The 26,631-nt window shown below is 69.5% G+C and carries 23 protein-coding genes and 3 tRNA genes; 25 read left to right on the top strand and 1 reads right to left on the bottom strand.

Annotation, left to right across the window (positions count from 1 at the left end; genetic code table 11):
- Window positions 1–553: 553 nt before the first annotated feature.
- The gene (locus KBX43_RS07255) at window positions 554–1,156 is read right to left on the bottom strand and encodes a hypothetical protein (RefSeq protein ID WP_210883831.1); all 603 of its coding nucleotides are present in this window, start codon (window positions 1,154–1,156) and stop codon (window positions 554–556) included.
- A 197-nt stretch (window positions 1,157–1,353) separates the two neighbouring features.
- Between KBX43_RS07255 and KBX43_RS07250 the strand changes: the two genes are divergently transcribed.
- The 25 genes from KBX43_RS07250 (at window position 1,354) to fusA (ending at window position 26,487) form a co-directional block, all read left to right on the top strand.
- Window positions 1,354–1,512: a hypothetical protein gene (locus tag KBX43_RS07250; protein WP_157539029.1), complete on the top strand. Its 159-nt coding sequence runs from the start codon at window positions 1,354–1,356 to the stop codon at window positions 1,510–1,512.
- 192 nt (window positions 1,513–1,704) lie between these two features.
- A complete protein-coding gene (locus KBX43_RS31830; RefSeq protein ID WP_255481538.1) occupies window positions 1,705–1,836 on the top strand; it encodes a hypothetical protein in 132 nt (43 codons plus the stop codon).
- A complete protein-coding gene (locus KBX43_RS07245; protein WP_210883829.1) occupies window positions 1,833–3,077 on the top strand; it encodes a DNA methyltransferase in 1,245 nt (414 codons plus the stop codon). Before KBX43_RS31830 ends, KBX43_RS07245 begins: the two co-directional genes overlap by 4 nt.
- Before the next feature lie 672 nt (window positions 3,078–3,749).
- Window positions 3,750–6,278 (top strand): bifunctional diguanylate cyclase/phosphodiesterase, encoded by a 2,529-nt coding sequence (locus KBX43_RS07240; protein ID WP_030501622.1) that lies wholly within the window; start codon window positions 3,750–3,752, stop codon window positions 6,276–6,278.
- A 96-nt stretch (window positions 6,279–6,374) separates the two neighbouring features.
- A tRNA-Thr gene (locus KBX43_RS07235) sits at window positions 6,375–6,447 on the top strand.
- A 25-nt stretch (window positions 6,448–6,472) separates the two neighbouring features.
- Window positions 6,473–6,545 (top strand) — tRNA-Met (locus KBX43_RS07230).
- Between the two features lie 129 nt (window positions 6,546–6,674).
- The gene (gene rpmG, locus KBX43_RS07225; protein WP_013288652.1) at window positions 6,675–6,842 is read left to right on the top strand and encodes a 50S ribosomal protein L33; all 168 of its coding nucleotides are present in this window, start codon (window positions 6,675–6,677) and stop codon (window positions 6,840–6,842) included.
- 120 nt (window positions 6,843–6,962) lie between these two features.
- Entirely contained in the window at window positions 6,963–7,409 is a 447-nt protein-coding gene (locus KBX43_RS07220) for a MaoC family dehydratase N-terminal domain-containing protein (protein WP_030501621.1), read from the top strand.
- 4 nt (window positions 7,410–7,413) lie between these two features.
- On the top strand, window positions 7,414–7,806 hold the full coding sequence (locus KBX43_RS07215) for a MaoC family dehydratase (RefSeq protein WP_030501620.1): 393 nt from the start codon (window positions 7,414–7,416) through the stop codon (window positions 7,804–7,806).
- Window positions 7,807–7,933: 127 nt separating this feature from the next.
- A tRNA-Trp gene (locus KBX43_RS07210) sits at window positions 7,934–8,006 on the top strand.
- Between the two features lie 214 nt (window positions 8,007–8,220).
- A complete protein-coding gene (secE, locus tag KBX43_RS07205; protein ID WP_030501619.1) occupies window positions 8,221–8,628 on the top strand; it encodes a preprotein translocase subunit SecE in 408 nt (135 codons plus the stop codon).
- 35 nt (window positions 8,629–8,663) lie between these two features.
- On the top strand, window positions 8,664–9,386 hold the full coding sequence (gene nusG / locus KBX43_RS07200; protein WP_030501618.1) for a transcription termination/antitermination protein NusG: 723 nt from the start codon (window positions 8,664–8,666) through the stop codon (window positions 9,384–9,386).
- 187 nt (window positions 9,387–9,573) lie between these two features.
- Complete coding sequence (gene rplK / locus KBX43_RS07195) at window positions 9,574–10,005, top strand: 50S ribosomal protein L11 (protein WP_013288647.1); 432 nt, start codon at window positions 9,574–9,576, stop codon at window positions 10,003–10,005.
- 88 nt (window positions 10,006–10,093) lie between these two features.
- On the top strand, window positions 10,094–10,810 hold the full coding sequence (rplA, locus tag KBX43_RS07190) for a 50S ribosomal protein L1 (protein WP_030501617.1): 717 nt from the start codon (window positions 10,094–10,096) through the stop codon (window positions 10,808–10,810).
- Between the two features lie 83 nt (window positions 10,811–10,893).
- Window positions 10,894–11,784, top strand: a complete 891-nt coding sequence (locus KBX43_RS07185) for an ATP-binding cassette domain-containing protein (RefSeq protein ID WP_209963275.1) — start codon at window positions 10,894–10,896, stop codon at window positions 11,782–11,784.
- Complete coding sequence (locus KBX43_RS07180) at window positions 11,781–12,470, top strand: hypothetical protein (RefSeq protein WP_210883827.1); 690 nt, start codon at window positions 11,781–11,783, stop codon at window positions 12,468–12,470. Before KBX43_RS07185 ends, KBX43_RS07180 begins: the two co-directional genes overlap by 4 nt.
- 317 nt (window positions 12,471–12,787) lie before the next feature.
- Window positions 12,788–13,336 carry a 50S ribosomal protein L10 gene (gene rplJ, locus KBX43_RS07175; RefSeq protein ID WP_013288643.1) on the top strand — a complete coding sequence of 183 codons (549 nt, stop codon included), beginning with the start codon at window positions 12,788–12,790 and terminating at the stop codon, window positions 13,334–13,336.
- 54 nt (window positions 13,337–13,390) lie between these two features.
- Window positions 13,391–13,780, top strand: a complete 390-nt coding sequence (rplL, locus tag KBX43_RS07170) for a 50S ribosomal protein L7/L12 (protein ID WP_043328232.1) — start codon at window positions 13,391–13,393, stop codon at window positions 13,778–13,780.
- A 572-nt stretch (window positions 13,781–14,352) separates the two neighbouring features.
- A complete protein-coding gene (locus tag KBX43_RS07165) occupies window positions 14,353–17,784 on the top strand; it encodes a DNA-directed RNA polymerase subunit beta (protein WP_030501613.1) in 3,432 nt (1,143 codons plus the stop codon).
- 120 nt (window positions 17,785–17,904) lie between these two features.
- The gene (locus tag KBX43_RS07160) at window positions 17,905–21,792 is read left to right on the top strand and encodes a DNA-directed RNA polymerase subunit beta' (RefSeq protein WP_043328234.1); all 3,888 of its coding nucleotides are present in this window, start codon (window positions 17,905–17,907) and stop codon (window positions 21,790–21,792) included.
- Window positions 21,793–21,894: 102 nt separating this feature from the next.
- A complete protein-coding gene (locus KBX43_RS07155) occupies window positions 21,895–22,263 on the top strand; it encodes a hypothetical protein (RefSeq protein WP_030501612.1) in 369 nt (122 codons plus the stop codon).
- A 331-nt stretch (window positions 22,264–22,594) separates the two neighbouring features.
- The gene (locus KBX43_RS07150; RefSeq protein ID WP_176722859.1) at window positions 22,595–22,966 is read left to right on the top strand and encodes a hypothetical protein; all 372 of its coding nucleotides are present in this window, start codon (window positions 22,595–22,597) and stop codon (window positions 22,964–22,966) included.
- Between the two features lie 502 nt (window positions 22,967–23,468).
- Entirely contained in the window at window positions 23,469–23,843 is a 375-nt protein-coding gene (rpsL, locus tag KBX43_RS07145; RefSeq protein WP_007465318.1) for a 30S ribosomal protein S12, read from the top strand.
- A 1-nt stretch (window position 23,844) separates the two neighbouring features.
- Complete coding sequence (gene rpsG / locus KBX43_RS07140; RefSeq protein WP_013288637.1) at window positions 23,845–24,315, top strand: 30S ribosomal protein S7; 471 nt, start codon at window positions 23,845–23,847, stop codon at window positions 24,313–24,315.
- 75 nt (window positions 24,316–24,390) lie between these two features.
- Entirely contained in the window at window positions 24,391–26,487 is a 2,097-nt protein-coding gene (fusA, locus tag KBX43_RS07135) for an elongation factor G (protein WP_030501610.1), read from the top strand.
- The last annotated feature ends 144 nt before the right edge of the window (window positions 26,488–26,631 follow it).

Below are 26,631 nucleotides of genomic sequence, written 5' to 3'. Positions count from 1 at the left end.
CGCCCGGCCGATGCCGGTGGTGTCGATGTCGGCGTAGATCTTGCTGAGGGCGGGGGACTCGGAGAGGGCCTGGACCGCCCGGCCGATGCCGGTGGTGTCGATGTCGGCGTAGATCTTGGCCACGCCGTAAGGCGGGGATAGACGTGGGCGATCGTTGGGGGGCGTTTGCGGCTCGGCTCGGTCCCCAGACTGATCAGGCTCCTGTGGCGGCTCCGCTTCTGCGGCAAGCGTCATGCCAGCCACTCTAGGTCGCCGGAACGACCCCCGTCTGGGCTCGTCTGTCGCATCCGTGTCGGGAAAGCTCGCCTGCCCGCTATTTGTACTGGTCATGAGCTTGTGCGTAGCGCTCTGTAAATCCGTCGCGAAAGCTACAGAGGTTCGAATCCTCTACCCGCCACCAGGTGCAGATACGGCCCCTGACCAGCAGAGATGCTGATCGGGGGCCGTTCTCGTTCGTCTGGCCGAGTCCGGCTGAGTCCAGCCGTCTGCGACTGATTGCGGGCGGGCCACGGAAAGGACGTCCACGACAAGATCGGGGATGATCCGTGGTGGCTCAACCCTGGTCCCTGCCGGCACCGCTGTCGCCGACCAGTCGTCGAGCTTCGGCGATGACCTTCGCGTCGAGATCCTCGGGCTTGGTGCTGACCAGCATGTGTACCTCGTGGGCGGCCTCGACGTACTCGTAGGCGCTCTCCAGGTTGATCAGTTCGCCTGCCAGGGGAGTCCCGGCGTAGGTGATGAACTGTGAGACCCAGGACGTGAGTTCGCGAGGCGCGATCTTCCTGGCGAGCAGTCGTCGCGCCATGATGCGGAGGACTTCCTCTTCGGCCTTCCGGCTCTCTTCCCCGTAGTAGGTCAGGGAGAGTTCCGCGAACGCATCAGCCAGCCAGCGACGCAGATCGTCGTCCTCGCTGCCCTTCACGGGGGAGACGCCGGCCAGGATCCGGAGGGTCGGACTGTCGACGCCTGCCACCAGGCAGTCGCAGGCGGCCATGACCACGTCAACCGAGGTGGCGGAGCCGATGCTCCAGAAGGCGACGGTGTCGTGAAGGTTGGCAAGAGCCTCTTCCCTGGTCATCGACACATGATCGGTCGGCAAGCTGGTGGTGTCGCGGAAGTTATTGGGCGCCGGGAACGGTGGCAGGAGTGGATCCATGGGCGTTGGGCAAACGGGGGGCCGTGGACCGGCAAGCCCTGGCCGGTCGGCAGGAAAGCAGCAGTTGCCTCGGCCCATCCCGCCGCTGAAGTGCGCTCGTGACGAGCAGAGCGCCGGATCTGCGCCAAATGGGACTGAACTGCTTGATTGGTGTGGGTGCGAGGGGGTGTCTGAGCTTTGCCGTAAGCTGCCGTCCCATGGCGTCGAGCACTGAGGAGCGGGACCGGCTCTACCGAGAGATCCTGCTCGCGCCGCTCCGCACGTCGGCGGATTGCCTTCCCGAGATGGGAGGGGCCGACGAGGTCGACCTTGCCGGCTTCACCGCGCTGTACGGCGCTGACCCGCTCTGTCGCTGAATGGGCGTCGCCTCGCCCCTGATGTTCGCCGCGCAGAGCCGCGGGCGGCATGACGTCGATCCACAGGCAGTTCGGCGTCGGCTGCGAGCGCATCTTCCGCCAGGTCCTCAAGGCGGAGTTCGGACTATCCGAGAACCAGGTCACATGGTCTGCTCGCGATACCTGACCGGCAACTGGAGTGTCTTCCCAGCCGTGGGCGGGCATGACCCCCTGTCCAGTACTTTCGGCTTCCTGCGGGACGTTGGCGGCTACCTCCGGCGGGACACCACCGACCTGCGCGCCAGCGTGGAGCACGTCCTGCGGCGACTCCTGGAGGCGGCATGACGGAGATCGTCGAGCGCGCGGCGCACAGCCGCAACGAGCACATGACGTTCCGCGCCAACATGGGTGTGGGGAGGCACGGCTGGTTGCGCCTCACGCCCGCCTACGGCGTACGCCTCGTCCGCGATCGCATGTCGCACATGCCGGCCGGCAGCATCGTCACCGACCCCTTCTCGGGCACCGGCACGACGCCGCTCGCGGCTGCCGAGCTCGGTCACCGGGGGCAGTCGGTGGACATCAACCCGTTCCTGGTCTGGCTCGGCACGGTCAAGACGACGAACTACCCGGAGGACACGCTCCTCGCGCTCGCTGACGCCGTGACGAGTGTGCTCGACGGGGCGCGGGCGCACGACGAGGACGCCGATCTCTGGCAGCCGAGCCTGTTCAGGATCGAGAAGTGGTGGTCGCCGGGCGCGCTCCACGCCCTCAAGGCGCTTCGGAACGAGATCGACCGTTTCGACGGGCAGATCCGCGACCTGCTGGAGATCGGTCTCTGCCGGTCGCTGATCTCCTGCTCCAACGCGGCGTTCAACCATCAGTCGATGTCCTTCAAGGAAGCGCCGGCCGAGCAGGCGCTCTTCGTGGTCGACGACCTCGACAAGGCGCTCGACACGTACGCCACGGAAATGGCGACGATCATCGAGTCTGCCCGTTTTGATCTCGCCGGCACGGCGGTTGTCCGGCAGGGGGATTCGCGGACGGGTCTGGACGGCCTGGAGCCTGCGGACTTCGTACTGACCTCACCGCCGTACGTGAATCGGATGAGCTACATCCGCGAGCTTCGCCCGTACATGTACTGGCTCCGCTACCTGGACGTGGCCGGCGACGCCGGCGAGCTCGACTGGCGCGCCATCGGTGGCACGTGGGGCACCGCCACGAGCAAGCTCAACACGTGGAAGCCGGACGTCGGGACGCCTGTCGACGGGGCGATGAAGGTGGTCTGCGAGAAGATCGCGGCCGACGGCGGCAAGAACGGTCCGCTGCTTGCCAGCTACGTTCACAAGTACCACCACGACATGTGGCTGCACTTCCAGAGCGTCACGAAGCACTTGAAGCCGGGCGGCAGCGTTTCCTACATCGTCGGAAACTCCACCTTCTACAAGCACGAGGTGCCCGCGCACACCTGGTATGCCGTGATGCTGCGCGAACTCGGCTATTCGGACGTCAAGGTGGAGACCATCCGCAAGCGGAACTCCAACAAGGCGCTGTTCGAGTACGACGTCACCGGCACGAAGCCGGCGTGAACCGGCAGCGGCGGTAGCCGGCCGGCAGTCAGGGTGCTGTCACCGGCTCGCGATCGGCCAGGGCTGGGGCGTCCTCACCGGCCGGCTGATGATTCACTCGGTTCTCCTGGCGTGAAACCTTGCCTCAGGCATCGATGATGGTAGAGGCTGTCCGAGGGCGGCCGACGGGAGCGCCGACGCCATCTACTGTGGCCGTGGCCGGGTGCCGGCCGGCTGACGGGTGAATCAGGCGCTAAGCGTGGTTTACGCGCGAAGTCGTTGTGCGCGCCTTCCGTAGCGGCTGCGGGGCTGATCGTGACGGTATGCTGGGCCGGAGGGTGAGCCGCGCCTGTCGAACGGATGATTTCCCTGCCACTGCCCCTGCGCGAGGGCTCGCGCAGCTTTTGCCCGTGAGCGGGGTGTGGCACGATCGTGGAACCTTCACGATGGTTGTAACTCTCCCGACAGGAGCAATCATGTCTGGTCGTAGGCTGGGCCGGCTGTTTGGCTCGCTCCTCCTCGTTTCCGCCGCCTTGGGCGTTTCGGTAATCAGTGCAAAGTCCGGCCTGGGCGACCTCCGCCTCCTCGACTACGTCTGGGTCTGACAGCGACCCGGGCTGACCTCCACGGGGGCGGAAGCCGGTGGGTCCTGCCCGCCGGACCGGGAGTGGGACCCACCGGACAGGGAGTGGGATGAGCGGGCGAGACAACCCGAGGCGCAGACCCTCCGAGGACGCCTGGATAATCACCGCGCCGCTCGCCCTGGTAGCGGTGGCTTGTTCGACGGTCACCGGATTGATCGCGAAGCCACCCATCGGCGGGTGGCTTCCGGCGGTGCTGCTCCTGGCGCTGATGATCGTCGCCAGCGGGCCGGTCGTCGGCGTGGTCATCCGCCGGCAGTCACTCGGTATGACGCTCACCGAGCTGCCGCTGGTGCTCGCCTTCTACTTCCTGCCGCCGCTCACCGTCGTCCTGATCTACACGCTGTCCTCGCTCGTGACGCACCTGCGTCACCGGTTGTCGGCCCCGAAGCTCTGGTTCAACGTCGCGCGTGCGGCGGCGGGCACCTCGGTCGGTGCCCTGGTGCTGACCATCCTGCCGCCGACCGAGGGCGTGGGCCCCGCCACGTGGCTGGGCCTCTGCCTCGCGGTGGCGATGGTGATCCTGGTGAGCCTCACCTCGATCGCCGCGGTCCAGACCCTGCTCATCGGGTGGCACGCCGGCCGGGAGACGTTCCGGGCGCTGCGTTCGGGCGTGCTGACCAACGGCATCAACGTGTCGGCCGGCCTGATCGTGCTGATGCTGCTGGAGCAGTCCTGGTGGTCCCTGGTGCCGTTGGCCGCGCTGGCCGCGGGGCTGGTGGCGGTCTACCGGTCGTACACCGAGTTCTTCCAGCAGCACCGCACGCTCAGCGGCATGTACGAGCTGAGCCGGGCGATCTCGGCCAGCGGCCAGGACGGCACGCTCGCGGACGCCCTGCTGGGCCGCGTCCGGGGTCTGATGCAGGCGGAGTACGCGACGTTGTGGCTGCCCGCCCAGGGCCGGCACCCGGAGACCCTGCTCACCGCGCGGGTCGATGACCCCGGCCTGCTGGACACCGCCCCGACCGGGGTGGAGCTGCGCCAGCGGGCGATGCAGAAGGCCCGCCCGGTCACCGTAGGCCGGGGCGTGTGCAGCGATCCGGAGTTCCGGGCCAGCCTGGCCGAACAGGGCGTCAAGGACACGATCATCGTCCCGTTGCGCTCGGGCCGGGTGGTGATCGGGACGCTCGAGGTGACCAACCGGCTGGTCGACCCCTCGCACTTCACCGCGCGCGACGTCGCGGTCCTGGAGACGGTGGCGGCGCACGCCGCTGTCGCCCTGGAGAACTCTCGCCTGGTCGACCGGCTGCGGCACGACGCCGACCACGACACGCTCACCAAGCTGCCCAACCGGCGCCGGCTGACCGCGGCGGTGGCCGAGGCGGTGAAGATCGGCGCGCCGGGCGAGGTGGTCGCGTTGCTCCTCTTCGACGTCGACCGGCTCCGCCAGGTCAACGAGTCGCTCGGCCACGCCGCCGGGGACAAGGTGCTCGTCGAGGTGGCCGAGCGGCTGCGCGCCTGCGCGCCCTCCTCGGCGCTGGTCGGCCGCGCCGGTGGGGACGAGTTCCTGGTGACGCTCCGGCTGGAGAGCACCGAGGCGGCCCTGGAACTGGCGGCCCAGCTCCGGGAGCAGATCCGCGACGAGATGGTTTTCGACGCGCTCACCGTGGACGTGGACACGGTGGTCGGCGTGGCGGTCCACCCCGACCACGGCAGCGACGCGGTGGCGCTGTTGCAGCGCGTCGACCTGGCGGCCAGCGCCGCCAAGTCGGTCCCGGGCAGCGTGCAGCTCTACAGCCCGGCGCTGGAGTCGCGGTCGCTGCGCCGGCTCGGCCTCGCCGGCGACCTGCAACGGGCGCTGGACGAGGGCAAGCTGGAGGTCTACTTCCAGCCCAAGGTCACGCTGCGGGACCGCCGCCTGGTGGGCGTGGAGTGCCTGGCCCGGTGGGAGCACCCGGCGCACGGCACGGTCTCGCCGGACGACTTCGTGGCAGTGGCCGAGCACACCGGCCAGCTCGGCCGGCTCACCGAGTTCGTGCTCCGGGAGAGCCTGCGGCGCAGCCGCGACTGGAGCCACGGCGAGCAGCCGCTCTCCGTCGCGGTCAACCTCGCCGCGCGTACGCTCACCGACCAGCACTTCCCGGCGCTGGTACGCGATCTGCTGGCCGAGTACGGCGTGCCGCCGCAGCGGCTGACACTGGAGGTCACCGAGGCCGGTGTGCTGGACGGAGCGGAACGTCCCATCCCGACCCTGCGCAGCCTCCGTGACCTCGGTGTCCGGCTCTCGGTGGACGACTTCGGCACCGGCAACTCGTCCCTGGCCCAGCTGCGCCGGCTGCCGGTGCACGAGGTGAAGGTGGACCGGTCGTTCGTGCAGGGCATGGCGACCGATCCGGGTGATCTGGCGATCGTGAACGCGGTGGTGACGCTCTCCCAGCAGTTCGGCCTGGCGGTGGTGGCCGAGGGCGTGGAGAGCGAGCTGATGCTGGAACTCCTGCAGGACATCGGCTGCGAGATCGGCCAGGGCTTCCTGTTCAGCCGCCCCCTGCCGTACGAGCGTCTGGAGGCCTGGTTCGGTGCCCAGGTCGACCCGGAGACGGTGGCCACGGGGGAGCTGCCGCGGCTGCGTGTGGTGCCCTGAGCAGGGCCGACACGTACCTGGGGGATCCGATTTCACCTCGGCGACGCGGTCGTGTACTGTTTCCCCTGCGCGACACCCCCCGGGGTGATCGGGCAGGCCCCCTTAGCTCAGTCGGCAGAGCGTCTCCATGGTAAGGAGAAGGTCTACGGTTCGATTCCGTAAGGGGGCTCAGAGGGTCCGGCTGGACCCGCCACGGCGGTGTAGCTCAGATGGCAGAGCAAGCGGCTCATAATCGCTGTGTCGCCGGTTCAAGTCCGGCCACCGCTACTCTCGTCCTCCGGGTACACCCGGTGGTCGGTGGGACGGGCGCCACAGGCGCCCACTTTGCATGTCCGCGTTGTCAGCGCGTAGGCTGACACGCCGTAGTTGTTCCGTGAGCGAGGAAGGCACTCCGCCGTGGCGAAGGCGACCGATGTTCGGCCGAAGATCACTTTGGCGTGTGTGGAGTGCAAGGAGCGCAACTACATCACGCGCAAGAACCGCCGTAACGACCCGGACCGCATCGAGCTGAAGAAGTTCTGCCCCCGGGACGGCAAGCACACCGTTCACCGCGAGACCCGCTGATCGCGACCGGCGCAGCCGGTCGGCACCAGCTTCCGCGTACGCCGATCCACCTGACGGGTGGCCTCCGGGCCGCCCGACCGGGCGGATCGGCGTTCGTGTTTTCCGTGTAGGTTCGGCGGCATGTCCCTGGACCCGTCCTTCGTCGGCCGGACGTACCCGCCGACCGCCCCCTACCAGGTGGGCCGAGAAAAGATCCGCGAGTTCGCCACCGCCATCGGCGCGACCGACCCGGCCCACCACGATCCGGAGGCGGCCCGCTCGCTCGGCCACGCCGACGTGGTGGCCCCGCCGACGTTCCCGGTGCTCGTCACGATGGCGGCGAGCCGGCAGATCGTCGAGGATCCGGCGCTCGGCGTCGACTACAGCCGCGTGGTGCACGGCGACCAGCGGTTCGCGTACACCCGGCCGGTGGTGGCCGGCGACGAGCTGGTGTGCGTGAGCACCATCGAGGAGGTCACCACCCGGGGCGGGCACGGCTTCCTGACCACCCGCACCGATGTGAGCACTGTGGACGGTGAGCCGGTGGTCGCCGTCTGGTCCAAGATCGTCGTACGCGGGGAGGCCTGAGGACATGGAGCTGCCCACCCAGACGTACCGGGTGACCCGCGCGGACCTGGTCCGCTACGCGGGCGCCTCGGGCGACTTCAACCGGATCCACTGGAGCGACCGCGTCGCCACCGACGTGGGGCTGCCGGGCGTCATCGCCCACGGCATGTTCACCATGGCCCTGGTCGGCCGCGCGGTGACCGGCTGGGCCGGCGCGCCGGACGCGGTGGTCGACTTCGGCGTCCGGTTCACCCGGCCGGTGGTCGTCCCGGACACCGACGAGGGCACCGAGATCGAGGTGTCGGCGGTGGTCAAGGAGGTCACCGAAGACGGTCTGACCAGGCTCGACATCACCGCCACCTGCCAGGGCGAGAAGGTGCTGTCGCAGGCCCGGGCACTGATCCGCACGACGCGCTGAGGGTCCGCCCGACGCGCGAGGGGCAGACCGGTTGGGAAAGTCGCACGACTACCCGTACACTGGTCCGCCGTGGGGCAAGTGACCCCCGCTCGGCACAGTGTGTCCGGGTGGAGGTGAGTTGCCGCACAGGGGTGTAGCTCAATTGGCAGAGCAGCGGTCTCCAAAACCGCAGGCTGCAGGTTCAAGTCCTGTCACCCCTGCGCCTCAGGCCTGACCGTTCCGTGGGTCGCGTCGCCCTCACCGGCGGCGTCCGGCCCGTGGTGGTGGCACCGGTGGGGTGGTTCCGAGGCGCTCGGGCCCTCCCGGCCGGTCCGCCGGCCGCGGCCCGTCGCGGGACGGTTGGTCCGGCCGGCGTGACCAACACGCCGCGCACGCCGCCCGGCGTGCGACCCCATATCCCGCACGGAGGGCGAAGTGGCCAAGAGCAAGCGCCGCGGCGAGGACGACGGCGACGAGCGTCTGAACGACGACGCGACCGTCGACGGCGTGGCCGACGACGACGTGGCCGACGACGACGCCACCGACGCGGACGAGCCGGTCTCCCGGGGCGGCACCGCGACCCGTAAGCGGGCGCAGGCCGAGCCGGCCGAGGGCCGGAAGACCCGCAAGGACACCGAGCGGATCGGGCTGTTCGCCCGCATCGCGCGGTTCTTCCGCGAGGTAGTGGCAGAGCTGCGTAAGGTCATCTGGCCGACCCGCAAGGAGCTGCTGACCTACACGGCCGTGGTGGTCACCTTCGTCGCGGTGATGCTGGCGATCGTGGCCGGCCTGGACTACGGCTTCGCCAAGGCGGTGCTGTGGGTCTTCGGCGAGCCGAGCTGACCTGCGGACAGCGATACTGACGGAAGTGAGCGAGCGTGCCTGAGTACGACGAGACCGCCGGAACCCCGGACGACCAGTCCACGGTGGCGACGGCGGCCAACAACGAGTCGGTCGAGGCCGCCAGCGAGCCGGAGTTCCCGACCACCGAGCCGGCCCCGGACGAGGACTTCGACCCGGTCGCCGAGCTGCGCCAGAAGCTGCGCTACGCGCCCGGCGACTGGTACGTGGTGCACTCGTACGCCGGCTACGAGAACAAGGTCAAGACCAACCTCGAGACCCGGATCACCTCCCTCGACATGGAGGACTTCATCTACCAGGTCGAGGTGCCGACCCGGGAAGAGGTCGAGGTCAAGAACGGCAAGCGGTCGCAGGTCCAGGCGAAGGTCTTCCCGGGCTACATCCTGGTCCGGATGGAGCTGACCGCCGAGTCCTACTCCTGCGTCCGGAACACCCCGGGGGTCACCGGCTTCGTCGGCGCGACCGACCGGGCCGACCGGCCGGCGCCGCTGAGCCTCGACGAGGTGCTCAAGTGGCTGGCCCCGGCGGTCGAGACCGAGCAGAAGAAGGCCAAGCCCGAGGTCAAGGTCCTCGACTTCGAGGTCGGCGACTCGGTCACCGTCACCGACGGCGCGTTCGCGTCGCTGCCGGCGACGATCAGCGAGATCAACGCCGACCAGCAGAAGCTCAAGGTGCTGGTGTCGATCTTCGGCCGGGAGACGCCGGTCGAGCTGAACTTCAACCAGGTCGCCAAGATCTGACGTACGTCGGCACCGGCGGCCCGCCCCTTCCGGGGTGGCCGCCGGTGCGCCGTTTCGCCACCCACCGACCTCGGCGCGGAGGGTGGCCGGCGGCTGCGCTACCCTAGAACGTCGGCTGTCCGCACCGCGCTGACCGTGCGCGCCCGCGGACCGGCGAGAATCCCAGTTTCAAGCCCCAGGAAGAGACATGCCTCCGAAGAAGAAGCTCGTCAAGACGTTCACGCTTCAGCTGCCGGCGGGCCAGGCCACCCCGGCGCCGCCGGTCGGCCCCGCGCTCGGCCAGCACGGCGTGAACATCATGGAGTTCTGCAAGTCCTACAACGCGCAGACCGAGTCCCAGCGGGGCGACATCGTCCCCGCCGAGATCAGCGTCTACGAGGACCGCACGTTCACCTTCGTGCTGAAGACCCCGCCCGCCGCCCGGCTGCTGATCAAGGCCGCCGGTGTGCAGAAGGGCTCGGGCGTCCCGCACAAGGAGAAGGTCGGCTCGGTCACCCGCGCCCAGCTGCGCGAGATCGCCGAGAAGAAGATGGCGGACCTCAACGCCAACGACATCGACCAGGCCGAGAAGATCATCGCCGGCACCGCCCGGTCGATGGGCCTGACCGTCGCCGACTGATCTCGCTCCACCGCTCCACCCGATCTTTCTGTTCGTGGGAGGGCCGCGCACGCCGCGCGCCCGCCAGAGACCACAGGAGTCACCAGAAATGCAGCGCAGCAAGAGCTACCGCAAGGCCGCCGAGGTCATCGACCGGTCGAAGCTCTACACCCCGGTCGAGGCCGTCAAGCTGGCCAAGGACACCACCAACACCAAGTTCGACGCCACGGTCGAGGTCGCGATGCGCCTCGGCGTCGACCCCCGCAAGGCGGACCAGATGGTCCGCGGCACGGTCAACCTGCCGCACGGCACCGGTAAGACCGCCCGCGTGATCGTCTTCGCCGCCGGCGCGAAGGCCGAGGAGGCCGTCGCCGCAGGTGCTGACGAGGTGGGCACCGACGAGCTGGTCGCCCGCATCCAGGGCGGTTGGCTGGACTTCGACGCGGCGATCGCCACGCCCGACCAGATGGCCAAGATCGGCCGGATCGCGCGGATCCTGGGCCCGCGCGGTCTGATGCCGAACCCGAAGACCGGCACCGTGACCATGGACGTCACCAAGGCCGTCTCGGACATCAAGGGCGGTAAGATCACCTTCCGGGTGGACAAGCACTCCAACCTGCACCTGATCATCGGCAAGGCCTCCTTCTCCGAGGCCCAGCTGGTCGACAACTACGCCGCGGTGCTGGACGAGGTGCTGCGCGCCAAGCCGTCCGCGGCCAAGGGCACGTACCTCAAGAAGATCACCCTCACCACCACCATGGGCCCGGGCGTCCCGGTCGACCCGAAGGTCGTGAAGAACCTGCAGGAGGCCTCGACCGAGGCCTGAGCAACCAGCACGTCCCGGACGGGGCTCCGCCACCAGGTCGTGGCGGGGCCCCGTTCGTCTGTCCGGTGTGGCAGTCTCGGCGCATGCGGCTCGACGGCGTGTGGTTCCGCTACCACCGGCACGGCCCCTGGGTCCTGCGGCAGGTCGACGTCGCCGTCGGCCCGGGTGAGGTCGCCGTGGTGCTCGGCCGCAACGGGGCCGGAAAGTCCACGTTGCTGCAGCTCACCGCCGGGGTGCTGCGTCCGTCCCGGGGCCGCGTCGCCGACCGGCCGCCGGTGGCCGGCTGGGTGCCGGAGCGCTTCCCCGCCGACCAGCCGTTCACCGTCGGGGCCTACCTGACCGCCATGGGCCGCGTCGCCGGCCTGCCCGGTCCCGCCGCCGACCGGGCGGTGCGCCACTGGGTCGAGCGCCTCGGCCTGGCCCGGTTCCACGACGTCCGTCTGCCCCGGCTGTCCAAGGGCACCGCGCAGAAGGTCGGCCTGGCGCAGGCGCTGCTGCGCCCGCCCGGCCTGCTGGTGCTCGACGAGCCCTGGGAGGGGCTGGACGCCGCCGCCCGCGAGGCGGTCCCCGAGATCATCGGCGAGGTGCTGGCCGCCGGTGGCGCCGTACTCGTGAGCGACCACCGGGGCGAGACCGTCCGGCTGCCCGGTGCCCGGCACTGGTCGGTCACCGACGGCACGGTGACCGAGCAGGCCCCGTCGGGCGGCGCTGCCGTCGCCGTGGTCGAGCTGGCGGTGCCGGCCGCCGGGCTGGCCGCCGCCGTCGCCCGCCTGCGCGCCGACGGCCACCAGATCCTTCGGGTACGCGACCACGCCGTCCCGCCTCCGGCCACGCACCCGGTGCCGGCCTCCGTCGGCCCGTCCGCCGATGACGACTGCCCGGATGCGGACGCGCTATCCGGCCCGGTGGGCCACGTTGACGCCGGGGCCGGGGACTCGGGCCGCCCCGGGCCGGCGCCGGAGGTGGCCCGGTGATCGCGCTGGTCCGGCTGCGGCTGGCCGGCTTCCTGCGTACCGGACGGGCGCTGGCGCCGGTGCTGGCCGGCCTGCTCGTCCTGGGCGTCCTCCACGGCGGCGGCCGGGCCCGCCCGGCGGAGGCCTACGGCGTCTCCGCCGTGGTCCTGTTCCCGGTGCTGGCCTGGCAGACCAAGATCCTGCTGGACGTCGAGCCCGACGTGCAGCGCCGGCTGGCCCGGGTGGTGGTCGGGCCGGGCCGGGAGTGGGCGGCCGGGCTGCTCGCCGCGCTGGTGGCCGGGCTCGCCGTGGTGGTGGTCGCGCTGGCGCTGCCGTGGCCGCTCGGCGGGGTGACCGCGGCCGTCGCGCCGGGGGAGCGGCCGGTGCTCGTGGGGGTGGCGCTCGGGCTCTGGGCGCACCTGCTCGCCCTGCCCGCGGCGGTGGCGCTCGGCGCGCTGGCCAGCCGGGCCGTGACCCGCAGCGCCGGCTACGGGGTGGCGGTGCTGGTGACCGGCGCGGTCGGGGTGGTGGTTCTGGGGCTCTCCGGCTCGGTCGCGCCGTGGCTGGCCCCACCGGTCATGGCGACCGCGCGGGAGGTCACCGGGCCGGTCGCCACCGGTGCCGGCCTGCTGCTCACCGGCTGGGCGGCGCTCTGGGCGGCGGTGGCGCTCACCGGCTACGCCCGGGCCCGCCGCACCCGGGCCTGAGGCGCGGTGACCGGGAGCACCGGGGCGCGATTTGGCGCTGCGGTCCCGGTCGCGTAACCTGGTGCGGTAGTTCCACCCAAAGACCGCTGGTCACCGTGCCCCGGCACGGTCGAAGGTCCCGCGACGACGGGCGACCCGCGCAGGGCGGTAAGCGAAAATCGGTGTCATGCATGGTCCGCCGACTGTGCCCGTGCCGCCGGCCCTCGCCCCGTGCGCCCTGCGCCGGGGCTTTTTCGTTGTCGTGATGCCTCCGCCGCCGCCGTCGAGCCTTGGCTCGTCGCCGGCGTACCAGCTCCGAGCAACGAGAGAGGAGGGACATGGCGGACAAGCCGATCCGGGCCGACAAGGCCACGGCCGTCGCCGAGCTGACCGAGAGCTTCCGCAACGCGGGGGCGACCGTGCTCACCGAGTACCGCGGGCTCACGGTTTCGCAGCTCACCCAGCTGCGGCGCTCGCTCGGCAAGGAGACCAGCTACACGGTCGCGAAGAACACGCTTGCCAAGCGTGCCGCGGCCGATGCGGGCATCTCCGGCCTCGACGAGCTGTTCTCCGGTCCTACCGCGCTGACTTTCGTTTCGGGCGACGTCGTCGAGGCGGCGAAGGGGCTTCGCGACTTCGCGAAGGCCAACCCGAAGCTCGTCATCAAGGGCGGTGTCTTCGAGGGCAAGGCCATTTCCGCGGCCGAGGTCACGAAGCTCGCCGACCTGGAGTCCCGCGAGGTGCTGCTGGCCAAGCTGGCCGGCGCGATGAAGGGCAACCTGAGCAAGGCCGCGGCCCTGTTCCAGGCGCCGCTCTCCAAGGCCGCCCGCGCGGCGGCCGCCCTGGCGGACAAGAAGCGCGAGCAGGAGGGCGCCGAGGCGGCCTGAGGCCCTCCCGGCGCACCACGTTCTTAGTTTTCATTGCGAGAAAGGACGCCAGACATGGCGAAGCTCAGCACCGACGAGCTGCTCGACGCGTTCAAGGAGATGACGCTGATCGAGCTCTCCGAGTTCGTGAAGCAGTTCGAGGAGACCTTCGAGGTCACCGCCGCCGCTCCGGTCGCCGTGGCCGCGGGCGCCCCGGCCGCCGGCGGCGCTGCCGCCCCGGCCGAGGAGGAGAAGGACGAGTTCGACGTCATCCTCGACGCCGACGGTGGCAAGAAGATCCAGGTCATCAAGGTCGTGCGTGAGCTGACCGGCCTGGGCCTCAAGGAGGCCAAGGACCTGGTCGAGGCCGCGCCGAAGGCCGTCCTGGAGAAGGTCAACAAGGAGACCGCCGAGAAGGCCAAGGCCAAGCTCGAGGGCGAGGGCGCCAAGGTCACCATGAAGTGACCTTGCTCCACCTGACGCGCGTCCGGCTCACGTGAGCCGGGGCACACCGCGTCGCGGCGGGCGGTGATCCGGAATCGGATCGCCGCCCGCCGTGTTGGTGGTCCCGGACGGCAGCGGTGTGAGCAGGGCGTACGACGGCCCGTGTGCCGGCTGGTCAGTGGCGTCTGTCGGTAGCCCGTCGGTGGGAAAGACACCCCGACCGGTAACCGGCCCTTGACGCGGCACCGGCCTGCCAGGCACGCTGACATCAGCAAGACTTTCCGCGCTTGCAACGGCCGCCACTCGGGTAATGGCAACGGCAGCACCGCCGCCGCGGCACCCGAGCGGACCGGCAGGAGCGTCGCGTTCCGAGCGGCCCGGACGACCCGGTTTTCCGAGGTCCCAGGGCTTGTTCCGCGACGACCTGCGGGGTGGGCTGGACAGCGGTTAGCCTCTCGGCTACACTGCTAGTTTGCGCTGCCTTCCGACTTGACCCCTGCTCGGAAATGTCCGTTTACGGATAATTCTGGTGGGGTCATTGGAGTGCACGCGTACCAGCCGTTCTGCAGCACCGGTCCTCGGAAGGACGCATCTTGGCAGCTTCCCGCCCTGCGAAGACCAGTCGTACGTCGAGCGCATTCGCGCCCCGCCGAGTTTCTTTCGGTCGGATCACCGAACACCTCGAGGTCCCCAACCTCCTCGCCATCCAGAACGAGTCCTTCGACTGGCTCGTCGGCAACGAGGCTTGGCAGGGCCGGTCGGCGGACGACCCGCACGCACGCTCGGGTCTCGCGGAGATCCTCGACGAGATCAGTCCCATTGAGGACTTCTCCGGCACCATGTCGCTCTCCTTCTCGGCTCCGCGCTTCGACGAGGTCAAGGCCTCGATCGAGGAGTGCAAGGAGAAGGACCTCACCTACTGCGCGCCGCTGTTCGTGACCGCGGAGTTCACCAACAACACCACTGGCGAGATCAAGAGCCAGACCGTGTTCATGGGTGACTTCCCGATGATGACGCCGAAGGGCACCTTCATCATCAACGGCACCGAGCGCGTCGTGGTCAGCCAGCTCGTCCGCTCGCCGGGCGTGTACTTCGACAAGCAGCCGGACAAGACCTCCGACCGCGACCTCTCCAGCGTCAAGGTCATCCCGAGCCGGGGTGCCTGGCTGGAGTTCGACATCGACAAGCGCGACACGGTCGGCGTTCGCATCGACCGCAAGCGCCGCCAGGCCGTCACCGTCCTGCTCAAGGCCATCGGGTGGTCCGCCGAGCGCATCCGTGAGAAGTTCGGCTGGTCCGAGCTCATGATGACCACGCTCGAGAAGGACCACATCGCCGGCCAGGACGAGGCCCTGCTCGACATCTACCGGAAGCTCCGCCCCGGCGAGCCGCCGACCCGTGAGAACGCCCAGACCCTGCTCGACAACCTCTTCTTCAACCCGAAGCGGTACGACGTCGCCAAGGTCGGGCGCTACAAGTTCAACAAGAAGCTCGAGCTGGACGTGCCGATCACCACCGGCACGCTCACCGAGGACGACATCGTCGCCACCGTGGAATACCTCTGCCGGCTGCACGCCGGTGAGGAGGGCTACGAGGCCGACGACATCGACCACTTCGGCAACCGTCGCCTGCGTACCGTGGGCGAGCTGATCCAGAACCAGGTCCGGGTGGGTCTCTCCCGGATGGAGCGGGTCGTCCGCGAGCGGATGACCACCCAGGACGTCGAGGCGATCACGCCGCAGACCCTGATCAACATCCGCCCGGTGGTGGCGGCGATCAAGGAGTTCTTCGGCACGTCGCAGCTGTCCCAGTTCATGGACCAGACCAACCCGCTGGCGGGCCTGACCCACCGGCGCCGGCTGAGCGCGCTCGGCCCTGGTGGTCTGTCCCGTGAGCGGGCCGGCTTCGAGGTCCGGGACGTGCACCCGTCCCACTACGGCCGGATGTGCCCGATCGAGACGCCGGAAGGCCCGAACATCGGCCTGATCGGCGCGCTCTCCACGTTCGCCCGGGTCAACCCGTTCGGCTTCATCGAGACGCCGTACCGGAAGGTCATCGACGGCCGGGTCACCGACCAGATCGACTACCTGACCGCGGACGAGGAGGACCGGTTCGTCAAGGCGCAGGCCAACGCCCCGCTGAAGTCGGACGGCACCTTCGCCGAGGACCGCGTCCTGGTCCGCCGTAAGGGCGGCGAGACCGAGGACGTCGCGCCGGGCGCCGTGGACTACATGGACGTGTCGCCGCGGCAGATGACCTCGGTCGCCACCGCGATGATCCCGTTCCTGGAGCACGACGACGCCAACCGCGCGCTCATGGGCGCGAACATGCAGCGTCAGGCGGTGCCGCTGGTCAAGGCCGAGGCCCCGCTCGTCGGTACGGGCATGGAGTACCGCGCCGCGGTCGACGCCGGTGACGTGGTCGTCGCCGAGGTCGGCGGTGTGGTCGAGGACCTCTGCGCGGACTACATCACGGTCCACCAGGACGACGGCCACCGCCGGACGTACCTGCTGCACAAGTTCCGCCGCTCCAACGCCGGCTCCTGCGTCAACCAGAAGCCGGTCGTCTTCGAGGGCGACCGCGTCGAGGCCGGTCAGGTCATCGCCGACGGTCCGTGCACCGACGAGGGCGAGATGGCGCTCGGACGCAACCTGCTGGTGGCGTTCATGTGCTGGGAGGGCCACAACTACGAGGACGCGATCATCCTGTCGCAGCGCCTCGTGCAGCAGGACGTGCTCACCTCGATCCACATCGAGGAGCACGAGGTCGACGCCCGGGACACCAAGCTCGGCCCGGAGGAGATCACCCGCGACATCCCGAACGTCAGCGAGGAGATGCTCGCCGACCTCGACGAGCGCGGCATCATCCGGATCGGCGCCGAGGTCGTCCCCGGCGACATCCTGGTCGGCAAGGTCACCCCGAAGGGTGAGACCGAGCTGACCCCCGAGGAGCGGCTGCTCCGCGCGATCTTCGGCGAGAAGGCGCGCGAGGTCCGGGACACCTCGCTGAAGGTGCCGCACGGCGAGACCGGCACGGTCATCGGTGTGCGTACCTTCTCCCGCGAGGACGGCGACGAGCTGCCCCCGGGCGTGAACGAGCTGGTCCGGGTCTACGTGGCCCAGAAGCGCAAGATCCAGGACGGTGACAAGCTCGCGGGCCGCCACGGCAACAAGGGCGTCATCTCCAAGATCCTGCCGATCGAGGACATGCCGTTCCTGGAGGACGGGACCCCGGTCGACATCGTGCTGAACCCGCTCGGTGTGCCGTCCCGGATGAACATCGGCCAGGTCCTGGAGACCCACCTCGGGTGGGTGGCCAAGACCGGCTGGAGCGTGGACGGCGACGACGAGGAGTGGAAGCGCCAGCTCCGCTCGATCAACGCGCACGAGTCCGAGCCGGACACCAACGTGGCCACGCCGGTCTTCGACGGTGCCCGCGAGGAGGAGATCTCCGGTCTGCTGGCGTCGACCCTGCCCAACCGGGACGGCAACCAGCTCATCGGGGGCAGCGGCAAGGCGCAGCTGTTCGACGGTCGTTCCGGCGAGCCGCTGCCCGACCCGATCGCGGTCGGCTACGTCTACATCCTGAAGCTCAACCACCTGGTCGACGACAAGATCCACGCCCGGTCGACCGGTCCGTACTCGATGATCACGCAGCAGCCGCTGGGTGGTAAGGCGCAGTTCGGTGGCCAGCGCTTCGGTGAGATGGAGTGCTGGGCCATGCAGGCGTACGGCGCCGCCTACGCCCTGCAGGAGCTGCTGACCATCAAGTCCGACGACGTCCTGGGCCGGGTCAAGGTCTACGAGGCGATCGTCAAGGGCGAGAACATCCCCGAGCCGGGCATCCCGGAGTCGTTCAAGGTGCTGCTCAAGGAGCTGCAGTCGCTGTGCCTCAACGTCGAGGTGCTCTCCAGCGACGGTGTGGCCCTGGAGATGCGCGAGACCGACGACGAGGTGTTCCGGGCGGCGGAGGAGCTGGGCATCGACCTGTCCCGGCGCGAGCCGAGCTCGGTCGAAGAGGTGTAAGTGGTGAGGTCGGGGGCCGACCGGCCCGCTCTGGGCGGTCAGGCTTGATCCCGACGCGGGCCGGCCGGCCCCCGACCCCGCCCATGATCTAGCTGTAAAGACGACGACATAGGGGACATAGTGCTCGACGTCAACTTCTTCGACGAGCTGCGCATCGGCCTCGCCACCGCTGACGACATCCGTCAGTGGTCCCACGGCGAGGTCAAGAAGCCCGAGACCATCAACTACCGCACCCTCAAGCCGGAGAAGGACGGGCTCTTCTGCGAGAAGATCTTCGGTCCTCAGCGGGACTGGGAGTGCTACTGCGGTAAGTACAAGCGGGTCCGCTTCAAGGGCATCATCTGCGAGCGCTGCGGCGTCGAGGTGACCCGCTCCAAGGTTCGCCGGGAGCGGATGGGTCACATCGAGCTGGCCGCTCCGGTGACCCACATCTGGTACTTCAAGGGCGTGCCGAGCCGGCTGGGCTACCTGCTGGACCTCGCCCCGAAGGACCTCGAAAAGATCATCTACTTCGCCTCGTACGTCGTGACGAGCGTGGACGCCGAGGCGCGTCACCGCGACCTCTCGACCATCGAGAACGAGATCCTGGCCGAGAAGCGGCAGGCGGAGAACAGCCGCGACTCGGAGATCGAGAAGCGGGCCGCCAAGCTGGAGGCCGACCTGGCCGAGCTGGAGGCCGAGGGCGCGAAGGCGGACGTCCGGCGCAAGGTCAAGGAGGGCGGAGAGCGCGAGATGCGCCAGATCCGCGACCGGGCCCAGCGCGAGATCGACCGCCTCGACGAGGTCCTCGACACCTTCCGCAAGCTGGAGCCGAAGCAGCTGGTCACCGACGAGCTGCTCTACCGCGAGCTGCGCGACCGCTTCGGTGAGTACTTCACCGGCAGCATGGGCGCCGAGGCGATCAAGGCCCTGGTCCAGAACATGGACCTGGAGGCCGAGGCGGAGAACCTGCGCGAGACCATCCGCTCCGGCAAGGGCCAGCGGAAGATCCGGGCGCTCAAGCGGCTCAAGGTCGTCGCGGCGTTCCAGAACACCCGGAACTCGCCGCTCGGCATGGTGCTGGACTGCGTCCCGGTCATCCCGCCGGACCTGCGCCCGATGGTGCAGCTCGACGGTGGCCGTTTCGCGACCTCCGACCTGAACGACCTGTACCGGCGTGTGATCAACCGGAACAACCGCCTCAAGCGGCTGATCGACCTCGGCGCGCCCGAGATCATCGTCAACAACGAGAAGCGGATGCTCCAGGAGGCCGTCGACGCGCTGTTCGACAACGGCCGTCGTGGTCGTCCGGTCACCGGCCCCGGTAACCGGCCCCTGAAGTCGCTGTCCGACATGCTCAAGGGCAAGCAGGGCCGGTTCCGCCAGAACCTGCTCGGCAAGCGCGTCGACTACTCCGGCCGTTCGGTCATCGTGGTCGGCCCGAAGCTCAAGCTGCACCAGTGCGGCCTGCCCAAGCAGATGGCGCTGGAGCTGTTCAAGCCGTTCGTGATGAAGCGGCTGGTCGACCTCAACCACGCGCAGAACATCAAGTCCGCCAAGCGGATGGTCGAGCGGCAGCGGCCGGTCGTGTGGGACGTGCTGGAAGAGGTCATCGGCGAGCACCCGGTGCTGCTGAACCGCGCGCCGACCCTGCACCGTCTGGGCATCCAGGCCTTCGAGCCGCAGCTGGTCGAGGGCAAGGCCATCCAGATCCACCCGCTGGTCTGCACCGCGTTCAACGCCGACTTCGACGGTGACCAGATGGCGGTCCACGTGCCGCTGTCCGCCGAGGCCCAGGCCGAGGCGCGGATCCTGATGCTGTCGTCGAACAACATCCTCAAGCCGGCCGACGGCAAGCCGGTCACCATGCCCACCCAGGACATGGTCATCGGTCTCTACCACCTCACCCACCTCACTCCGGGTGGCAAGGGCGAGGGCCGGGCGTTCAGCTCGGACGCCGAGGCGCGGATGGCGTACGACAACGGCGAGCTGCACCTGCAGGCGCCGGTCCGGATCCGGCTGCGCGACGTCGTCGGTGTGGACAACGGCGCCGGCGCCGAGCCGTGGACCGCCCCCGAGGGCTGGACCGAGGGCGAGCCGGTGACCGTGGAGACCACGCTGGGCCGGGTCCTGTTCAACGAGACGCTGCCCCCGGGCTACCGCTTCGTGAACTACGAGATCCGCAAGGGCCAGCTCTCCGCGATCGTCAACGACCTCGCCGAGCGCTTCCCGAAGGTGGCCCTGGCGGCCACCCTGGACGGGCTCAAGGAGGCCGGTTTCCACTGGGCCACCTGGTCCGGCGTCACCATCGGCATGGAGGACGTCATCGCTCCGCCGCGCAAGCGGGAGATCCTGGAGCGGTACGAGAAGGAAGCCGACCGGATCGACAAGCAGTACCAGCGTGGTCTGATGACCGCCGAGGAGCGTCGCGGCGAGCTCATCGAGATCTGGACCAAGGCGACCAACGAGGTCGCCAAGGAGATGGACACCGCGCTGCCGCAGGAGAACCCGCTGTGGAAGATGATCAACTCGGGCGCCCGCGGTAACCTGCTCCAGCTCCGGCAGATCGCGGCGATCCGTGGTCTGGTGGCCAACCCGAAGGGTGAGATCATCCCGCGGCCGATCAAGGCCAGCTACCGGGAGGGTCTGTCCGTGCTGGAGTACTTCATCTCCACGCACGGTGCCCGTAAGGGTCTCGCGGACACCGCCCTGCGTACCGCCGACTCGGGTTACCTGACCCGGCGTCTGGTGGACGTCTCGCAGGACGTCATCATCCGCGAGGAGGACTGCGGCACCGACCGCGCCATCCCGATGCAGGTCGGCGAGCGCATCGACGGCAAGCTGGTCGTGCACGAGCACGCCGAGACCAGCGTGCACGCCCGGACGCTGGCCGACGACATCAAGGGGCCGGACGGCACCGTGGTGGCCCACCGCGGCCAGGACATCAACTCGATCCTGGTGGACGCGATCGTCGCCGCCGGTACCGAGACGGTGCGGGTGCGCAGCGTGCTCACCTGCGAGTCGAAGCTGGGCGTCTGCGGTGCGTGCTACGGCCGCTCGCTGCCGACCGGCAAGACCGTGGACGTCGGCGAGGCGGTCGGCATCATCGCCGCCCAGTCGATCGGTGAGCCGGGTACGCAGCTGACGATGCGTACCTTCCACACCGGTGGTGTCGCGGGTGAGGACATCACCCAGGGTCTGCCCCGTGTCCAGGAGATCTTCGAGGCCCGGGTGCCGAAGGGTAAGGCGCCCATCGCCGACACCCCCGGTCGCATCCGGATCGAGGACGGCGAGCGGTCCCGCAAGATCGTGGTCATCCCGGACGACGGCAGCGACGAGATCGTCTACGACAAGATCTCGAAGCGGGTCCGGCTCCGGGCGCACGACGGCGACCACGTCGAGGTCGGCGAGAAGCTCACCGAGGGCACCATCGACCCGCACGAGCTGCTGCGCATCCTCGGCCCGCGCGCGGTCCAGGTCCACCTGACCCAGGAGGTCCAGGAGGTCTACCGCTCGCAGGGTGTGCTCATCCACGACAAGCACATCGAGATCATCATCCGCCAGATGCTCAAGCGGGTGACGGTCATCGACTCCGGCTCGACCGAGTTCCTGCCGGGTGTGCTGGTCGACCGGGCGCTGTTCGAGTCGGAGAACCGCCGGCTCGTCGGCGAGGGTGGCGAGCCCGCCGCCGGTCGCCCGGTGCTGATGGGTATCACCAAGGCCTCGCTGGCCACCGACTCCTGGCTGTCGGCGGCCTCCTTCCAGGAGACCACCCGGGTGCTGACGGACGCGGCGATCCACGCCCGCAGCGACTCGCTGATCGGCCTCAAGGAGAACGTGATCATCGGTAAGCTCATCCCGGCCGGTACGGGCATCAGCAAGTACCGCAACGTCCGGGTCGAGCCGACCGAGGAGGCGAAGGCCAAGGTCTACTCGATGACCGGCTACCCGGAGACCGACTACGGCTTCGGGCCGGCCAGCGGCCAGGCGGTTCCGCTGGACGACTTCGACTTCGGGTCGTACCGCTAAGCACCAGGAAACGACGAGGCCCCCGGCAGCAGCCGGGGGCCTCGTCGCGTCCGGGCCGGCTTGCCGGGACCGGGGAACCGGATCCGGGGCATGATGGAGGGCATGACGACAGTGCCCGGGCCGGCGCCCGTCGTGCCGCAGGCGCACCGCCATCCGCACGACCCGGAGCCGGTCCGCTCCACCAAGGCGCGGGCGGTCTTCGCGCTCGGCCTGATCGGCGCGCTCACCGGTCTGTTCATCGGCGGCGCGGTGCCGGCCACGATCGCGCTCACGCTGGCCCGGCAGGCGCGCCGCGAGGCGTACACATCTGGTGGTTATCTCACCGGCGGCGACTGGCTGCGGCGCGGCGAGCAGATGGCGCGGACCGGGCTGGTGCTGACCGCGGCGGCGGTGGTGGCGGCGGTGGTGATCGGCGTGGTCCGGTACGCCGACGGCTCGTTCGGCCACGACTTCGCGCCGAACTTCGACTGACCGGGCGGGGGAGCGGAGCCGCGCCCGCCCACCCGGCCGTGACCGGCGACGGTAGCCTGGCCGGTGTCCGCCGGGTGGCGGGCGGGTGTGGACAGGAGGAACCGTGACGGAACCGGCCGCGCCGGGAGGCGACCCGAACCGCCCGGGGCCGTATCCGCCGGGTTCCGCGTCCGCGCCGGCGCATCACCCGCACGGGGCGTACCCGGGGAACGCGCCGGCCCACGGCGGCGGGTGGCCGGCGCCGGGAAGCGCGCCCGGCCACGGGGGCTGGGGGCCGGCGTTCCCGCCGCCGCCGGCCGAGGCGCCGCGGCCGCCGAAGCGGGTCGACGCGGTGCCGGGTACGCCGTTCGGGGTGGTCCACCTGGACGTGCCGCCGGTCACCTCGGGGCTCGCCATCGGCTCATTGATCGCGGGGATCGCCGCGATTCTGGTTTCTCTTCTGGTCTTCTGCTTCGGTATCGCCGGGCCGGACTACGGTGGCGCCTGGGCGGCCGGCGCGTTCACCGTGCTCGGCGCGCTGATCGGGGTCGGCGCGGTGGTCGCCGGGCTGCTGGCCCGGCGGCAGATCCGGCGGCCGGCGCCGCCGCCGGCGGTGCGGTTCACCGGCGCCGGCCTGGCCGTGGCCGGGCTCTCCTGCGGCGGGGTGGGGCTGCTGTTCAGCCTGGTCGGGCTCGGGCTGGCCCTCGTGGTGCAGATCACCTGAGGTCCCCGGTGGGGCCGGTGCGGCCGGTGACCTGCCGCGACCGGTATGTCCGGGTGCCCGGGGGGTGGGCTGTGTCGGGGCCGCCGGGCCGCGCGGCGGACGAGCCGGTACACTTGTCACTGTAGGTGCCCATCATGGGCGCGTCGGCGATCCGGAGATCGGCCCGGCGGACCGCGGCAGCGGTCCTCCCGACCCATCCGTTTTGACCGGCGCGGCTGTGGTAGGTACTCTTTCCCCTTGTGCCCGGGCTCGCCCGGGCAATGCGTGCGTGCGCTGGAACCGGTCAGCCGGTGAATCGCGCGGTCGCACCATCAAGACCAAACAACCCGGTACGACGCGCCAGCGGCCGGCACCGGGACCGTGACTTGGGCGACACGCCCGACCGCGGGTGCTGGGACGCCGTCAGGCGGCCCCGGTTGGAATGTAGGAGAGCCGCCCATCCGGACGGCTGGAGCAGACGGCGCGGTCGCCTCGCAGCGGCCGAAGGGAGCGGAGAAACCCGGTGCCCACCATTCAGCAGTTGGTCCGAAAGGGCCGTCAGGCCAAGACGACCAAGACCAAGACCCCGGCGCTCAAGGGGTCTCCCCAGCGGCGCGGCGTGTGCACCCGCGTGTACACCACCACCCCGAAGAAGCCGAACTCGGCGCTGCGCAAGGTCGCTCGTGTCAAGCTCAGCAGCCAGATCGAGGTGACCGCCTACATCCCGGGCGTCGGCCACAACCTTCAGGAGCACTCGATCGTGCTCGTGCGCGGCGGTCGTGTGAAGGACCTCCCCGGCGTGCGGTACAAGATCGTGCGCGGCTCGCTGGACACCCAGGGTGTCCGCAACCGCAAGCAGGCTCGCAGCCGCTACGGCGCGAAGAAGGAGAAGAGCTGACATGCCGCGTAAGGGACCCGCTCCGCGGAAGCCGCTGGTCGCTGACCCGGTGTACAACTCGCCCCTGGTCACCCAGCTGGTGAACAAGATCCTGCTGCGCGGCAAGCGTCAGCTCGCCGAGCGCATCGTGTACGCCGCCCTGGAGGGCTGCCGCGAGAAGTCCGGCACCGACCCCGTCGTCACGCTCAAGCGCGCGATGGACAACGTCAAGCCGACCCTCGAGGTGCGCAGCCGCCGTGTCGGTGGCGCCACCTACCAGGTTCCGGTCGAGGTCCGGCCGTCCCGCGCGACCACGCTCGGTCTGCGCTGGCTGGTGACCTACTCCCGGGCCCGGCGCGAGAAGACCATGGTCGAGCGGCTGATGAACGAGCTGCTGGACGCGAGCAACGGCCTCGGCGCCGCCGTCAAGCGGCGTGAGGACACGCACAAGATGGCCGAGTCCAACAAGGCCTTCGCGCACTACCGCTGGTAACACCTGAGGTTCCGGCGCCGGCAGGCGCCGGAACCGCCACCAGTTGTGTCGAGACGACGATAAGTAGGGATTGAAGTGGCCGCCGCAGACGCGCTCGCCAACGTACGCAACATCGGCATCATGGCCCACATCGATGCCGGTAAGACCACTACCACCGAGCGAATCCTGTTCTACACCGGCATCACGTACAAGATCGGTGAGGTCCACGAGGGCGCCGCCGTCATGGACTGGATGGAGCAGGAGCAGGAGCGCGGTATCACCATCACTTCCGCCGCCACCAAGTGCGAGTGGAAGGGCCACACGATCCAGATCATCGACACGCCCGGCCACGTCGACTTCACGGTCGAGGTCGAGCGGTCGCTGCGGGTTCTGGACGGTGCGGTCGCGGTCTACGACGGCGTGGCCGGCGTGGAGCCCCAGACGGAGAACGTCTGGCGGCAGGCGGACAAGTACAACGTCCCCCGGATGTGCTTCGTCAACAAGCTCGACCGGACCGGCGCCGACTTCTTCCGCTGCGTGCAGATGATGATCGACCGGCTCAACGCCACCCCGCTGGTGCTCCAGATCCCGATCGGCGCCGAGTCCGACTTCATCGGCGTGGTCGACCTGGTCGAGATGCGTGCGCTCACCTGGCGCGGCGAGACCCAGAAGGGTGAGGACTACGCGGTCGAGGAGATCCCGGCCGACCTCGCCGACTCCGCCGCGGAGTGGCGCGAGAAGCTGATGGAGACCCTCGCCGACGTCGACGACTCGGTGATGGAGAAGTACCTCGAGGGCGAGGAGATCTCGGCCGACGAGATCAAGGCCGCCATCCGCCGGGCCACCATCGCCGGCAAGGCCAACCCGGTCCTCACCGGTACCGCCTTCAAGAACAAGGGCATCCAGCCGATGCTGGACGCGGTCGTCGCGTACCTGCCCTCGCCGCTGGACATCCCGGCGATCGAGGGTACGGCCACCGACGGCGAGACCCCGCTGCAGCGGAAGCCCTCGGTCTCCGAGCCGTTCTCCGGCCTGGCCTTCAAGATCCAGACCGACAAGCACCTCGGCAAGCTGACGTACGTCCGGATCTACTCCGGCACGCTCGAGTCCGGTTCTCAGGTGATCAACTCCACCAAGGACCGCAAGGAGCGGATCGGCAAGATCTACCAGATGCACGCCAACAAGCGGGAGGAGCGCAGCTCCGCCCAGGCCGGCGACATCATCGCGGTGCAGGGTCTGAAGCAGACCACCACCGGTGACACCCTGTGCGACCCGGCGAACCCGGTCATCCTGGAGTCGATGACCTTCCCGGAGCCGGTCATCGAGGTGGCCATCGAGCCGAAGACCAAGGCCGACCAGGAGAAGCTCAGCACCGCCATCCAGCGGCTGGCCGAGGAGGACCCGACCTTCCGCGTCAAGCTGGACGACCAGACCGGTCAGACGGTCATCTCCGGCATGGGCGAGCTGCACCTGGACATCCTGGTCGACCGGATGCGCCGCGAGTTCAACGTCGAGGCGAACATCGGTAAGCCGCAGGTGGCGTACCGCGAGACCATCCGCCGCGCGGTGGAGAAGGTCGAGTACACCCACAAGAAGCAGACCGGTGGCTCCGGCCAGTACGCCCGCGTGATCATCAGCGTGGAGCCGCTGCCGCTCGGCAACGAGGCCCCGACCTACGAGTTCGCCAACGCCGTGACCGGTGGCCGCATCCCCCGGGAGTTCATCCCCTCGGTGGACGCGGGCGCGCAGGACGCCATGCAGTACGGCATCCTCGCCGGCTTCCCCCTGGTGGGCGTCAAGCTCACCCTGGTGGACGGCCAGTACCACGAGGTCGACTCGTCGGAAATGGCGTTCAAGATCGCCGGCTCGATGGCGATGAAGGAGGCGGCCCGCAAGGCCGACCCCGCTCTCCTCGAGCCGATGATGGCCGTTGAAGTCACCACTCCTGAGGAGAACATGGGTGACGTCATCGGCGACCTCAACTCCCGGCGTGGCATCATCCAGGCGATGGAGGAGCGCAGCGGCGCTCGCGTCGTCCGGGCCCTGGTGCCGCTGTCGGAGATGTTCGGCTACGTCGGCGACCTGCGGTCGAAGACCCAGGGCCGGGCTAGCTACAGCATGCAGTTCGACTCCTACGCCGAGGTTCCGAACTCGGTGGCCAAGGAGATCATCGCCAAGGCGACGGGTGAGTGACACTCACCCTCGGCTGATCCGATGACACGAGGGCGGTCGCGGGAGGGTTCTCCCGCCCGCGGCCACCTCGATCGGATTGCGTGAGACCGGGCCTGTAGGCTTCATCGCCGCAGAACCCACAAAAGCTCTCCGGCCTTCCGGCCG

Source organism: Micromonospora sp. C41 (genome assembly GCF_018070485.1).
In the GTDB taxonomy this organism is placed as follows: Bacteria; Actinomycetota; Actinomycetes; order Mycobacteriales; family Micromonosporaceae; genus Micromonospora; species Micromonospora chalcea.
The sequence above is the reverse complement of the archived record's forward strand: the minus strand, read 5'-3'. Positions and strand labels throughout refer to the sequence as shown.